We start from the raw sequence: 13,798 nt of genomic DNA, 5'->3' as shown, positions 1-13,798 counted from the left end.
TGTCTATTTTATTGCAAAAAAAGAATGTTGGCGACTACTCTTATATGAGTAGCCCCAACATTTATTATAGAGCCTTTTTTGTTATATATGAAGATATTTTCACAAAATGATTTGCAATATTGAAAATGAATGGTATACTAATAGGAAACTTAATGTTTGTTTTATAGTAAGAAGGGAAGTACGAATGAAACAAGTGAAACAAAAGACAACTCGGGCGATGTTGTTATCCATGGTAGTATTAGCTATGAGTGGGCAACATGGATATGCGGCAGATACACAAGTGGCAGAGGATACAGTTATATTACCTGATGTAACAGTAACAGCGACTAGAACAATACAAGATATTGCGAAAACACCTAGCTCTGTATCGGTAGTGACGGCAAAAGATATTGAAAACCGTAAAGCAGATACAGTAGCAGATGCGCTACAACTGTTGCCGGGAGTCTATAAAAGTGCAGCTTCTGCAGGAGAACTTCAAATTCGTGGGTTTGATTCTAAAAATATATCCGTATTCGTTGATGGTGTGCCTATGAATAACTCATTCAATAATAAGGTGGATTGGGAAGTGATTCCTGTTCATTCTATTGAGCGAATTGAGTTAGTTCGAGGTGCTAGTTCCTCCTTGTATGGTGGAAAAGGTGTAGCAGGCGTTGTCAGCATCAAAACGAAGCAAGTAGCTCCGAAAGCAGACCGCAAGGAGATTCGTTGGCATGGCAAAATAAATGGGGGAACCTATGGAACATGGAATAATGCCTTAGGTTTTGATGCATCTGTTTCTAATCGAATTACGATTGGTGTGTCTGCAGAGGAACGCCGTACAAAAGGCTTCCCAGGCTTCTTTATCACTGAAAGTAGCAAAAAAGTGACAGATAAGGTCAAAGCTGTAGCGCCAGATGTACCATTAGAACAATTAAAAAATGGTAATTATGTATTGGGTAATCGTGGTGATAAATCTTTACATAATAAAAATTTGTCAGCATATATAACGATGCACTTAGGTAAAAAAGAATCTTTAACCTATAGGTATACCTATGCAAATCATAAATACTCGTATCATAATCCAACAAGTGTAGTAATAGTGAATGGAAAGCCCACTTTCACTGGAAATATCAAAATCGATGATACAAAGTACGTAGAAGTGAAAGGCGATGGATTCCTAGGGCATGATGCAGAGCGTGAGTATCAAAGTCATAGCTTGCAATACAAAAATGATGTAAATAAACTGCAAATTTCTTTGAGTCTATTAGATAAAAAGAAAGATGGATACTCTATGCCAACAAAAGCAAATTCAGGAGATTATGAAGGTCCAGGGACGCACTCTTTTTATCCAGGCAAAGCCTATAATCTTGATGTGCAAAAAGCTTGGAATAGCCAAGGAAAACATGAAATCGTAAGTGGTTTGAACTGGAAACAAGAACGATTTGACCAAAATAAAATCATGCTTTCCCATTGGCGCGATAAAGGGGCTGTGGATACAAACGTATATCCAAATGGTATCAGTGAAACAAACAGTGGGGCTAGTCGCAACATTGCCGGTTTTGTACAAGATACCTATCGTCCAAATGATAGTTGGGCTATCTATGCAGGCCTTCGTTTCGATCATTTTAAAAAATATGATGGGTCTCATGGGGAATACAATCAGAAGACAAAAACCTATGATATTATACATCATAAAGAAGGTTCCTACACAGAAATCAGTCCTAAGATATCGGTAGAACGATATATGAATGATACAACCAATGTGTACGCTTCGTATGGTCATTCCTTTGCACCACCAACGTTATACCAAGTGTATCGATATGGAAAAACATCGAAAAGTGAAATTAAAGCCAATCCAAATCTAGATCCAGAACATTCTGATACATTTGAATTGGGGTTGAAAAAATCTTGGAATGAAAATACAAAGCTAAATGTAGCAGCTTTTTATGTGAAAACTAAAGATAAAATTCAATATGTGACATATAAAAAGCAAGATGGTAAAGATGATTATAAAACCTATGTTAATGTAGGATCTGAAACACGTCGTGGTGTAGAACTGGAACTACGTCATAGGTTGTCATCAAAATGGTCTGTATTTGGTAATTATACATGGCAAATGGGAGAACTTCATAACCAAGCATTAGCTAATACAGATGTAAAAGATGAAAGACAACAAAACTTTGAGATTCCGAAACATCTATTCCATGGTGGTTTTGAATATAACAGCGGCAAGTGGAATGCGATTTGGGATATGCAATATGTGAGTGCACGTCAAGGTAAAGATAGATCCTTGGGTGAATATGGAGCAGAAGATAGTTACTTTATAACAAATACATATGTGAATTATAAAGTATCTAAAGAAGCTACAGTTCAAGTAGGTATACAAAACCTATTTGATCGTCAATTCTATACAAAAGAACTAGCTCCAGGCCGTACCTACTCTGTGGGGATGAAGTTTAAATTCTAAAATCTAAATGTAAGAATAATTACATATTATAAGGAAAGAGATGATTCTATATAGAGGCATCTCTTTTTTTAGGTGGGGAAGTAATTTGCATGCAAATAGTTAGAGGTGATATGCAAGGATAGGGAGCTTTCGGAGTGAGACTATACAATAGGAGTGGCGCTCAAGTTATGGTATAACTAATATTCATAGACGTAGATTTTATTACTATATCGACCAATGGTATACTAAAGAAGATAATCATCGATGATGATGGGCGTGCTAAAGGGGGTATATATGAAATATAAACAGAAGCTTGCTATAGGAACGATACTAGGGTGTTTAAGTTTAGTGCCTATGGTGTATGGAGCCTCAGCTGATATGGTGTATGAAGCCAATGTAACACAGCCAGAGCATATTACTGTACAAACTACTGGTCGGGCTGTTGGAATGCGTAAATATCATGAGGTGTTAGACTATCCTGAAGGCTTGCATATAGAGGTGAGTGGTGTAGGCTACGATGCAGCACTAAAAAAACATCACAATGTATCGGGGATATATGTCCATGACGGTACTCGATTGACGATTCATAAAGGGTTAACAGTGGCTATGCAAAACTCTACTCCTTATGATCAACCTGATGAAATGGCCCATTACTACATGAGTGGTATGTATGCAGGCTTTGGACGAAAACAGATTAATGATCCTAAGTACGATACGAAAGTTGTGGTTCATGGTCCGACGGTGATTCGTGCTGTTGGTAATGGCGTGCAGGCTAATAAAGATAGTTATATTACGTTGGATGGTCCTGTGAAAATAGAAACAATGCCGTTCCAACAAGCAGATGTGTATGGTGCTATTGTAGAAGAAGGTAGCATTGGCATTGGCACTAACCGATTAGCTGATACCTATACAAGCACAACGATTTCTTCTGTGGAGCAGGTTGATCAGTATCCGACAGTACAAGTGATGGGTAATCTTGGTGTGCTTAACAAAAATTATGGGTTGAACCCTAATCCAGGACGTCATGGTTCGTATATTATGATGAATTTAGGAACGAAGGACTCCGTGTGGACTGGGGCAGCATTAAATGAATTTGCTGAAAGTGGAGATAATCCTCATCAATCAGGAATCACCTTAGTATTAAAAAACAATGCCACATGGCATAACCAATGGATTGGTGCCAAGCGACATCGTACGGGTCATGAAGAATTGCTATTGGGCACAGGAAAAGGATATGCTTTCACAGGAAGCCACATTCAAAATATCGTTGGTGGGGATACTCCAGAAACGGCAGGTATCATATACCAAGAAGATGTATATCCTATCGTAGTAAATGTATTAAACGGGTATATTAAAGTGGTAGACCATAGACCTAATGCATCGGAGGGAAGCGCGCCAATCCATGTAAACACTAATGAAGGGATCTTGACCATTCTCAAATAGCTATGCATATTTTGCATAGTAATAAAGAAAAGCTTGCATGCTATTATCATTTTAGAGTATAATTGTATGGAAGTATTATTACTTGGTCATAAAAGGTGGTTATATGAGTCGTATAAAGAAGGAAGAACGACAACAGTTATTGCGCGAAAAACTGAATATAAGTCCCTTCACGACAGATGAGGAATTGGCCACATATTTTGGTGTCAGTGTTCCTACCATTCGATTGGATCGGTTGGCTCTAGGCATTCCTGAATTACGTGAACGGATTAAGGCAATGGCACAGGAGCATTCTGATGACCGACAGCATATAGATCGGGCAGATGTGGTAGGAGATGTCATTGATTTAGCAGTAGGACAATACGGCATCAGTGTTCTTCGCACTACAAAAGATATGCTGGATCGCTCTGGTTACGTAGAGGCACAATATTTATATGCTCAAGCGAACTCGTTGGCGAGAGCCATTGTAGGAGTACCTACGATGATTGCTGGAGTTGGAAACATTAAGTATAAAAGCCTTGTTAAGAGTGACGTCAATTTGGCAGCGAAAGCAGAGTTAGTGCGACAACGAGGAGAAAAATTCTTTATAAAAGTAACAATCAAAGATAACATAAAAGAAGTGTTTCGCGCTAAATTCATTATGGAATCTGTGATAGAATAAAGGTGAACTATGAAGATTGCAGTAGATGCTATGGGTGGCGATTTTGCTCCCCTCGAAATAGTCTTAGGCTCTATTGCCGCTGTGCACGAATACGATACTATGGATATCGTGCTTGTCGGTGATGAAAGTAAAATAAAAGAAATTTTAGAAGCAGAAGGTGAACTGGAGAATCCAAGAATTTCCATTCATCATGCTAGTGAAGTCATAGAAATGCATGAGCATCCTAGTATTGCCTTGCGCAAGAAGAAAGATGCGTCCATTGCAGTGGCTACACGTTTAGTTCGTGAAAAGGTATGTGATGCGGTGATTGCACCAGGTAGTACTGGAGCAGCTGTAGCATCGGCTCTATTAGGTTTGGGAAGAATCAAAGGGATTGAGCGCCCTTGTATTGCTACACCATTACCAACAGCGAATGGCGTGACAATTATGCTAGATTCTGGTGCTAATGCGAATAGTAAGCCAAAACATCTAGTGCAAGGGGCTATCATGGGATATAACTATGCGCAGTTATTACTTGGTAAACCTAACCCAACTGTGGGCTTGTTAAATATTGGTGAAGAATCCACTAAAGGAAATGAAGTTGTCTTAGAAACCTATCCGTTACTACAAAAACTGAAAACAATCCCTTTTAAAGGAAATGTGGAAGGCCGTGATATTCCAAAAGGAACGGTAGATGTAGTAGTATGTGATGGATTTGTAGGTAATGTGGTGCTTAAATTTGCGGAAGGTCTTGTATCTGTGGTACAAGATATTCTAAAAGAAGGCATCAAACAAAGTAGCATTATCTCTAAACTAGGAGCCTTATTGATTGTTCCTGTGTTTAAGAAAATAAAAAAACGACTAGATCACACAGAAAATGGCGGAGCACCTCTATTAGGGGTAAATGGTGTATTTATTATTTGCCATGGTAGCTCCAAATCTAAGGAAATTATGACAGCAATTAAAATTGCTGGAGATCTAGTAGAACGGAAATTGATTGAACATATTTCCTCAAGTATTGAAGAAGAAGGGACCCTAACATATGACAATGCTGAATAAGCCAGTCGGAATTATTGGTACCGGTAGCTATGTGCCAGAAAAAGTTCTTACAAATGCAGACTTAGAAAAAATGGTAGATACTAGCGATGCTTGGATTCAAGAAAGAACAGGTATTAAAGAACGTAGAATTGCACCAGAAGGTGTAAATGCTTCAGATATGGCTACAGAAGCGGCAAAAAAAGCCTTAGAAGCTGCTAAGTTAACAGTAGAAGATATCGATTGTATCATTGTTGCCACATTAACAGGCGATATGGCAATTCCATCTACAGCATGCTTAGTCCAAGCTAATTTAGGCGCTACAAAAGCAGCAGCCTTTGATTTATCTGCAGCTTGCTCAGGATATGTATACTCTCTGATTACAGCTAGTTCTTATATCAATGCTGGATTGTTTAAAAATGTGCTTGTAGTAGGTGTTGAAGTATTATCTCGTGTAGTAAACTGGGAAGATCGCAATACATGTGTTCTTTTCGGTGACGGTGCTGGAGCCGCTGTAGTATCTTCAGTAGAAGAAGGCTATGGTATGCTCGGTATGGATATGGGGGCTGACGGAAGTGGCGGAATGCATCTATGTATTCCATCTGGAGGTACGGCATTGCCACCAACCACAGAGCGTCGTGAAGAGGGGCTTACTTTCATTCATATGAATGGACAAGAAGTATATAAATTTGCTGTAAAAACGATGGGTAAAACTGTATTGAAAGCTCTAGAAATGGCAAATATGGAACTGGAAGAATTAGATTTCTTCATTCCACATCAAGCGAATACTCGCATTATCAAATCTGCAGCAGATCGTTTGCATCTGACAGAAGATAAAGTATTTATTAATTTACCTAAGTATGGAAACACATCAGCAGCATCCATTGCGATTGCTTTAGATGAAGCAGTGCGTGCAGGAAAATTGCAAAAAGGTGATAATCTTGCCGTTGCTGGATTTGGTGCAGGATTAACTTGGGCAAGTCTAGTAATGAAATGGTGCTAAGGAGGAAAAGATGATTAAGACTGATATTTGTGATTTGTTAGGGATAGAGTATCCCGTTCTTCAAGGTGGTATGGCTTGGTTAGGTACAGCTGAATTAGCAGCTGCTGTATCTGAAGCAGGTGGTTTGGGAATTATTGGTGCAGGACATATGCCTCCTGATGTATTCCGTGCAGAAATTCATAAATTAAAAGAACGCACAAGCAAGCCATATGGTTGTAACATTATGTTAATGTCTCCATTTGTGAATGAAGTTATGGAAGTTGCTTTAGAAGAACGCGTACCAGTCATCACAACTGGAGCAGGTAATCCATCCGCATGGGTACCAGCTTTCAAAGAAATCGGTACAAAAGTAATTCCTGTAGTAGCTTCTGTATTATTAGCGAAACGTTTACTTCGTGGCGGTATCGATGCAGTCATTGCAGAAGGTACTGAGTCTGGCGGTCACGTAGGAGATATTACAACTATGTGCTTAATCCCTCAAATCGTAGATGCTGTGGACGTACCTGTTATTGCAGCTGGTGGTATTGCAGATGGTCGCGGTATGGCAGCAGCCTTAGCATTGGGCGCTAGTGCAGTTCAAATGGGTTCTCGTTTCGTAGTATCTGAAGAATGTATTGCCCATGAAAACTATAAAGAAGCTGTATTGAAAGCAAAAGATCGTTCCACAGTGATGACAGGCTTGACAACAGGTCATCCAGTTCGTATCATTGAGAATTTATTAGCTCGTAAATATCAATCCCTTGAGTTCAGTGGCGCACCAAAAGAAGCTCTTGAAAATCTAGGTGCTGGTACACTTAGAAAAGCTGCCATTGAAGGGGAAACTAAAAACGGTTCCGTTATGATTGGACAAATTGCAGGTATGTTGACTGATATTAAACCTTGCGCAACAATCATTCAAGATATTGTTCGTGAAGCAGAAGAAGTAATGTTGAACTTAAAATCTGTTATCCGATAAGCAGGAGGAAACCTTATGAAAACAGCATTTGTATTCCCTGGTCAAGGGTCTCAAAAAGTGGGTATGTTGAAAGACTTGTACGAAGCGTATCCTATCGTAAGAGAGCGTTTTGCACAAGCAGATGAAGCATTGGGATATTCTATTTCACAATTATGTTTTGAAGGTCCAGATACGGAATTAGTAAAAACAGCAAACACACAACCTGCGATTTTAACAGCTAGTGTGGCATGCTATGAAATTTTAAAAGAAAAAGGCTTTACACCTGATATCGTAGGTGGTCATAGCCTTGGTGAATATAGTGCCTTGGTAGCAGCAGGTGTTCTTGATTTTAAAGATGCTGTTTACGTAGTGCATAAACGTGGCGAATATATGCAAGAAGCTGTACCATTGGGCGAAGGTGCTATGGCGGCTATCTTAGCATTACCACGTGAAGAAGTAGTTCGTATCTGCGGAGAAGTGAATAATACTGTAGGATCTGTACAAGCAGTTAACTTTAACTGCCCAGGACAAATTGTAATTGCTGGTGCTACAAAAGCCGTAGAAGTGGCAGCTGAAAAAATGAAAGAAGCTGGTGCCAAGCGTGCTGTTATGTTACCAGTTAGTGCGCCTTTCCATAGTCGTTTAATGGAACCAGCAGCGAAACGCTTACAAGAAGAATTAGATAAAATCGAAGTAAAAGATGCTCAAATTCCTGTTGTAGCCAATATTACTGGGGAAATCTTAAAAGATGGAGCTACTATTAAAGCGGCCTTAGTAAAACAAGCAGCAGCACCAGTACTTTGGGAAGATTGCGTGGCTACTATGGTAGACTTCGGAGCTACTCGATTTGTAGAAGTAGGTCCAGGAAAAGTATTAACAGGTTTTACTAAAAAAATTAACAAAGCAATGGAATTAGCCAATGTTGAAGATGAACCATCCTTAGCAGCAGCGATTGCATTCTTACAAGGAGAATAACATGAATTTAACAGGTAAAGTAGCATTAGTTACTGGTGCATCCCGTGGTATCGGTCAAGCCACTGCTATCGATTTAGCAAAAGCTGGAGCAGATATAGTAGTAAACTTTATTGGTAATGAAGAAGTTGCACAAGAAACTGTAGCAGCCATTGAAGCATTAGGTCGTAAAGCAATTAAAATTAAAGCTGATGTGGGTAATGCTGAGGATGTACAGGCTATGGTGGATGAAGCAGTAGCTGCATTTGGTCATATTGACATTCTTGTAAACAATGCAGGCATCACTCGTGACGGATTATTGATTCGTATGAAAGATTCCGACTGGGATGATGTATTGAATATCAACTTAAAAGGTGTATACCTAGTGACAAAAGCAGTTGCTAAGCTTATGGTAAAACAACGTGCTGGTCGCATTATCAACATGACATCTGTATCTGGTGTTACAGGTAATGTGGGTCAGGCCAATTATGCCGCTGCTAAAGCAGGGGTAATTGGCTTTACTAAAACTTGTGCTAAAGAATTAGCCACTCGTGGTATTACTGTGAATGCAGTAGCACCAGGATTTATTGAAACAGCAATGACAGATGTATTACCTGAAAAAATTAAAGAAGGTATTGCAGCTACAGTTCCGTTTGGTCGTATGGGTCAACCGGAAGAAATTGCTAGTGTAGTAACGTTTTTAGCGTCTGAGTTTGCAAGTTATATTACTGGCCAAGTTCTCAATGTAGACGGCGGAATGGTGATGTAAACGCAAGATCCTATACATAGACTATGTGAAAGGAGGTGTATGTAATGAGCACATTTGACAAAGTAAAAGCTATTGTTGTTGAACAATTGGGCGTTGACGAATCTGAAGTGGCTATCGATTCCACTTTCATCGATGATTTGGGCGCTGACTCTCTTGACATCGTTGAATTGATCATGGCATTTGAAGAGGAATTCAATATTGAAATCCCTGATGATGTTGCTGAAAAAATCAAAACTGTAAAAGACACAGTTGATTACATCGATTCTACAAAATAAGTCTTAGCACTTATGCACCACGAAAGGGGGCTAAGCCCCCTGAGTGGATGTGCACATAGGAGGAATAATAGTGAAACTCCCTGAACTTCGAATAGGGAAATTGGTAGCCAAAGTACCGGTAATTCAAGGTGGAATGGCAATCCGATTGTCTACAGCTCGGTTGGCTGCAGCAGTTGCAAATGAAGGTGGTATCGGCCTGATTGCAGCATCTGGCATGCCTTTTGATGAATTACGATACGAAATACAATTAGCAAGAAAATTATCGCCTACGGGCATTATCGGTATAAATGCAATGGTAGCCGCTACAGAATTTTTAGGCCTTGTAAAAACGGCCATTGAAGAGGGCATTGACCTTGTTGTAGCTGGCGCTGGATTTTCCAGAGATATGTTTGCTTTAGGACGTGAATCTGGTACACCTATCGTACCTATCGTATCCACGCCTAAATTAGCTCGTATTTCTGAAGGATTAGGAGCCTCCGCAGTCATTGTGGAAGGTTGTGAAGCAGGTGGTCACTTAGGTACAGACTGCTCCTCTCGTGAGTTAGTACCAGAAGTAGTAGCAGCTGTAAAAAACATTCCAGTCATTGGTGCTGGTGGGGTTCTTGATGGAGCAGATATTGTAGAGATGATTAAACTTGGTGCTAGTGGTGTACAAATGGGAAGCCGTTTTGCTGCTAGTGTGGAGTGTAATGCCTCTGATGAATTGAAAAAAATGTACGTTCGTGCAGATGCTCCAGAAGATATTGTCTTGATTCAAAGTCCAGTAGGACTTCCAGGACAAGCGTTGCGTAATAAGTTTGCAGAAACAGTATTAGACGGTACAGTACCGCCACCTACAGAGTGTCATCGATGCTTGAAGCATTGTTCTCACAAGTTCTGTATTATTAAAGCCCTTTCACGTGCTCAACAAGGGGATGTGGAAACGGGATTAGTGTTCTCAGGTAATAATATGCGAAAAGTAGATTCCATATTACCTGTGCATGAGATTTTTGCTCGCCTAGTTTCAGAGGCAGCAGCCATTGATTAAATGAGATTATAAAGAGGTGGAATAATGGAAAGACGTGTTGTTATTACTGGTTTAGGTGCTGTGACACCAGTGGGAATCGGTAAAGATGACTTTTACAATGCATTGCTACGTGGCGAATCTGGTATCGGTCCAATTACTCGATTTGATGCAAGTGATTATGCAACTCGTATTGCAGGAGAAATTAAAGATTTTGATCCAACACAATTTGGAATTGATAAAAAAGAAGCGCGCCGTATGGACCGCTCTGCAGCATTTGCTATTGCAGCGGCAGTGCTTGCACAAAAAGATGCTGATTTAGATTTAGATAAAGAAGAAGCAGATCGTTGTGGTACTGTAGTTGGTACTGGTATCGGCGGTATTGATTCTATCCACGATGTATATGTGACTCTATTTGAAAAAGGTCCAGGTCGTGTAAGTCCATTTGCAGTACCTATGATGATTGCTAACATGGTATCTGGTCGTGTATCTATCCAATTAGGATTGAAAGGACCAGTAGAAACTGTTGTTACAGCTTGTACTTCTGGTACTAATGCAATTGGTGAAGCATTCCGCATGATTGCACATGGCCAAGCAGATGTTATGTTCGCAGGTGGTACAGAAGCGGCAGTTTCTCCAGCAGCAGTAGCTGGTTTCGCATCAATGAAAGCTATGTCTACACGTAATGATGAACCTACAAAAGCATCTCGTCCGTTTGCAGCTGACCGCGATGGATTCGTAATGGGTGAAGGCTCTGGTATGATCGTATTGGAAGAATTAGAACATGCAAAAGCACGTGGTGCGCATATCTACGCAGAAGTAGTGGGATATGGTACCAATGGTGATGCATATCATATTTCTTCTCCTGCACCAGGCGGCACACAAGCTCGTAAATGTATGGAATTAGCATTAAATGATGCAGGTATCAAACCTGAAGAAGTTGATTATATTAATGCTCATGGTACATCTACATCCATCAATGATGCAAATGAAACATTGGCAATCAAACAATTATTTGGAGATCATGCTAGTAAATTAGCAGTAAACTCCACAAAATCTATGACAGGTCACTTATTAGGTGCTGCTGGTGCTATTGAAGCAATTGTTATGGCAATGGCTATTGAGACTGGCAAAGTGCATCCAACAATTAACCTTGATAATCCAGATCCAGAATTGGATTTAGATTATGTATCTGACGGAGCTCGTGACATGAAAGTTGATGTAGCTCTTTCCAATTCTTTTGGTTTCGGTGGACACAACGGTACTATCGTTGTTCGTCGTTACGAGGCATAATTGTGAGTGCGCCTAAAAGTAGCAAAGTAACTAGCAAGGCTCGTGAAGAATCACTTCACGAGCTTATTGCGAATTTACAATTGCCATTACAAAATATAGGTACTTTGAATCGTGCCTTGACACATTCTTCCTATGCGAATGAACATAAATTATCTCATGAACATCATAATGAGCGTTTAGAGTTCTTAGGGGATGCTGTGTTAGACCTTATTATAGGAGAATATTTATTTATTACATATCCAGAAATGACTGAGGGTGAACTAACTCGTTTAAAAGCTTGTACTGTATGTGAAGGTTCTTTAGCTGCATGTAGCCGTACGTTGGAATTAGGTACCTACTTACGACTAGGTAGAGGGGAACGTCATTGTGGTGGAGCAGAGCGAAACTCTATTTTAGCAGATACTTTTGAGGCTGTCTTAGGAGCTATCTATTTAGAGTGTGGTTACGAAGTGGGAAAACAGTTTGTTTTGAGTCATTTGCATGGATATCTCCAAATGGCACTTTCAGGAAAAGTAGGAAAAGATTTTAAAACATTGCTCCAAGAGTTGGTACAACAAAAAGGAGAATCTGTGATACGGTATCATGTCATTAATGAGGAAGGACCGGATCATAATAAATTTTTTACTATGGAAGTGGTCGTTGATGGAATTCCATCAGGGGTAGGTTCTGGACGAAATAAAAAAGTAGCAGCTCAAGCAGCTGCAAAAGAAGCTTATGAAAAGCTTATACAATAGTAAGGATTGAGGGGTGGGGAACCACTCCCTTTTTCTTTGATAAGAGTAAAATGGATTATATGGTTGTGATACCATGAAACTGACTATCATGATACAATAGATGAGTACCTATTAAGTGTTGATAGGATTGTCATATATCATCTTGTATGATGTAGTTTATAAAGAATTGTTTACATACACGAAATACCTATAGTTAAGGGGGATCCTATGAGGAAAGTAAAAAAAGAGAAAACCAGATTACTTCCATTTTTTATACCTCATATTGGGTGCCCTTATATTTGTGTATTTTGTAATCAGCCACGTATTTCTGGACAACAAGAAATGGTATCGGTGGATACTATCCGTAGGTCCATTCGTGAGACAATATCTGAACAAGGTCACAAAGGACAATGGGAAGTGGCATACTTTGGCGGTAGCTTTACGGCTATCCCACAAGAAGTGCAAAATACATTATTGGAGCCTGTTACAGAAGCATTTCAACAGGGATTAATTCAAGGAATCCGCTTGTCTACTCGACCTGATGCCATCAGAGAAGGTCGATTGAAAGAGCTCCATACTAGTGGTGTAAGAACCATTGAATTAGGGGTACAAACATTAGATGAGGATATGCTTGTAGATGCTAAACGAGGGCATACGGTAGAAGATGTGGAACAGGCGTGTAAGATGATACGTGAACAAGGGATAACCTTGGGTATACAATTACTCCCAGGCTTACCTGGCGAAACCTGGACTACTTTAGTAAAAACGGCGGTGAAAGCCGGTCAATTGCAGGCTGACTTATGTCGCATTTATCCTGTGATTGTTATTGAAGATACCGAACTAGCTGATCGTGTCCGTGAAGGTAGTTATGTACCATTAACAATAGAACAAGCGGTAGCCTATAGTTCTTTTTTAAAATCTTATTTAGAAGGCAAAGGTACACAGATCATACGTGTAGGATTACAAAGTACAGAAGATTTTGATGCTGGTCGTGGTATTGTAGGAGGACCCTATGCTCCTGCCTTTGGAGAATTGGTAGTCAATTATGAATGGCTTCAAGCTATCCAGCAAACCATAGAAGAACACCTAGAAGTATTTGGTGTGATTCATAAGGTCATTGTAGAATATCCAAGACCTTTCACATCAAAGATACGTGGATTGAAGAACAGAAATATAGAGTATTTTGGACAGGAATATAAGCAGATAGAATGGACTTGGCAAGAAAAACAGGAAAATAATAATACTGGAGTATTGCATGTCATGATAGATCATATACTATATAGCTTGCCTCTTTAAATAGTGGGTTATGGTTATACA

At 39.7% G+C, this 13,798-nt stretch carries 13 protein-coding genes; all 13 read left to right on the top strand.

The window, feature by feature from the left end:
- Positions 1–184 precede the first annotated feature (184 nt).
- The 13 genes from EO116_RS07185 to EO116_RS07125 all read left to right on the top strand — a co-directional run bounded on the left by EO116_RS07185 (position 185) and on the right by EO116_RS07125 (position 13,777).
- On the top strand, positions 185–2,446 hold the full coding sequence (locus EO116_RS07185; protein WP_127161238.1) for a TonB-dependent receptor: 2,262 nt from the start codon (positions 185–187) through the stop codon (positions 2,444–2,446).
- 273 nt (positions 2,447–2,719) lie between these two features.
- Positions 2,720–3,868 (top strand): hypothetical protein, encoded by a 1,149-nt coding sequence (locus EO116_RS07180; RefSeq protein WP_127161237.1) that lies wholly within the window; start codon positions 2,720–2,722, stop codon positions 3,866–3,868.
- A 103-nt stretch (positions 3,869–3,971) separates the two neighbouring features.
- Positions 3,972–4,526 carry a transcription factor FapR gene (gene fapR, locus EO116_RS07175; protein WP_126939208.1) on the top strand — a complete coding sequence of 185 codons (555 nt, stop codon included), beginning with the start codon at positions 3,972–3,974 and terminating at the stop codon, positions 4,524–4,526.
- A gap of 9 nt (positions 4,527–4,535) precedes the next feature.
- The gene (gene plsX, locus EO116_RS07170; protein WP_009353579.1) at positions 4,536–5,564 is read left to right on the top strand and encodes a phosphate acyltransferase PlsX; all 1,029 of its coding nucleotides are present in this window, start codon (positions 4,536–4,538) and stop codon (positions 5,562–5,564) included.
- The gene (locus tag EO116_RS07165; RefSeq protein ID WP_127161236.1) at positions 5,548–6,543 is read left to right on the top strand and encodes a beta-ketoacyl-ACP synthase III; all 996 of its coding nucleotides are present in this window, start codon (positions 5,548–5,550) and stop codon (positions 6,541–6,543) included. Before plsX ends, EO116_RS07165 begins: the two co-directional genes overlap by 17 nt.
- 10 nt (positions 6,544–6,553) lie before the next feature.
- Positions 6,554–7,498, top strand: coding sequence for an enoyl-[acyl-carrier-protein] reductase FabK (gene fabK / locus EO116_RS07160; protein WP_009353568.1), 945 nt, complete (start codon positions 6,554–6,556; stop codon positions 7,496–7,498).
- A 15-nt stretch (positions 7,499–7,513) separates the two neighbouring features.
- Positions 7,514–8,452: an ACP S-malonyltransferase gene (gene fabD / locus EO116_RS07155; protein ID WP_127161235.1), complete on the top strand. Its 939-nt coding sequence runs from the start codon at positions 7,514–7,516 to the stop codon at positions 8,450–8,452.
- Between the two features lies 1 nt (position 8,453).
- Positions 8,454–9,197, top strand: coding sequence for a 3-oxoacyl-[acyl-carrier-protein] reductase (fabG, locus tag EO116_RS07150; RefSeq protein ID WP_127161234.1), 744 nt, complete (start codon positions 8,454–8,456; stop codon positions 9,195–9,197).
- A gap of 44 nt (positions 9,198–9,241) precedes the next feature.
- Positions 9,242–9,472, top strand: a complete 231-nt coding sequence (locus EO116_RS07145) for an acyl carrier protein (protein WP_009353552.1) — start codon at positions 9,242–9,244, stop codon at positions 9,470–9,472.
- Between the two features lie 70 nt (positions 9,473–9,542).
- Positions 9,543–10,499: a nitronate monooxygenase family protein gene (locus EO116_RS07140; RefSeq protein ID WP_127161233.1), complete on the top strand. Its 957-nt coding sequence runs from the start codon at positions 9,543–9,545 to the stop codon at positions 10,497–10,499.
- Between the two features lie 24 nt (positions 10,500–10,523).
- Complete coding sequence (fabF, locus tag EO116_RS07135) at positions 10,524–11,768, top strand: beta-ketoacyl-ACP synthase II (RefSeq protein ID WP_127161232.1); 1,245 nt, start codon at positions 10,524–10,526, stop codon at positions 11,766–11,768.
- Positions 11,765–12,502 carry a ribonuclease III gene (gene rnc, locus EO116_RS07130; RefSeq protein WP_370447274.1) on the top strand — a complete coding sequence of 246 codons (738 nt, stop codon included), beginning with the start codon at positions 11,765–11,767 and terminating at the stop codon, positions 12,500–12,502. The genes fabF and rnc overlap by 4 nt, the downstream gene beginning before the upstream one ends.
- Positions 12,503–12,709: 207 nt before the next feature.
- The gene (locus tag EO116_RS07125; protein ID WP_127161230.1) at positions 12,710–13,777 is read left to right on the top strand and encodes an elongator complex protein 3; all 1,068 of its coding nucleotides are present in this window, start codon (positions 12,710–12,712) and stop codon (positions 13,775–13,777) included.
- Positions 13,778–13,798: the final 21 nt, after the last annotated feature.

Source organism: Veillonella sp. VA137 (genome assembly GCF_003992015.1).
Classification (GTDB): Bacteria; Bacillota; Negativicutes; order Veillonellales; family Veillonellaceae; genus F0422.
Note: the sequence above shows the minus strand (reverse complement) of the source record. Positions and strands in the feature narration are given on the sequence as shown.

Coding starts and splice junctions, on each gene's coding strand:
- fabF (WP_127161232.1), top strand. CDS start 10,524: ATGGAAAGACGTGTTGTTATTACTGGTTTAGGTGCTGTGACACCAGTG.
- EO116_RS07125 (WP_127161230.1), top strand. CDS start 12,710: ATGAGGAAAGTAAAAAAAGAGAAAACCAGATTACTTCCATTTTTTATA.
- fabK (WP_009353568.1), top strand. CDS start 6,554: ATGATTAAGACTGATATTTGTGATTTGTTAGGGATAGAGTATCCCGTT.
- fabD (WP_127161235.1), top strand. CDS start 7,514: ATGAAAACAGCATTTGTATTCCCTGGTCAAGGGTCTCAAAAAGTGGGT.
- EO116_RS07185 (WP_127161238.1), top strand. CDS start 185: ATGAAACAAGTGAAACAAAAGACAACTCGGGCGATGTTGTTATCCATG.
- fabG (WP_127161234.1), top strand. CDS start 8,454: ATGAATTTAACAGGTAAAGTAGCATTAGTTACTGGTGCATCCCGTGGT.
- EO116_RS07145 (WP_009353552.1), top strand. CDS start 9,242: ATGAGCACATTTGACAAAGTAAAAGCTATTGTTGTTGAACAATTGGGC.
- EO116_RS07180 (WP_127161237.1), top strand. CDS start 2,720: ATGAAATATAAACAGAAGCTTGCTATAGGAACGATACTAGGGTGTTTA.
- EO116_RS07165 (WP_127161236.1), top strand. CDS start 5,548: ATGACAATGCTGAATAAGCCAGTCGGAATTATTGGTACCGGTAGCTAT.
- plsX (WP_009353579.1), top strand. CDS start 4,536: ATGAAGATTGCAGTAGATGCTATGGGTGGCGATTTTGCTCCCCTCGAA.
- fapR (WP_126939208.1), top strand. CDS start 3,972: ATGAGTCGTATAAAGAAGGAAGAACGACAACAGTTATTGCGCGAAAAA.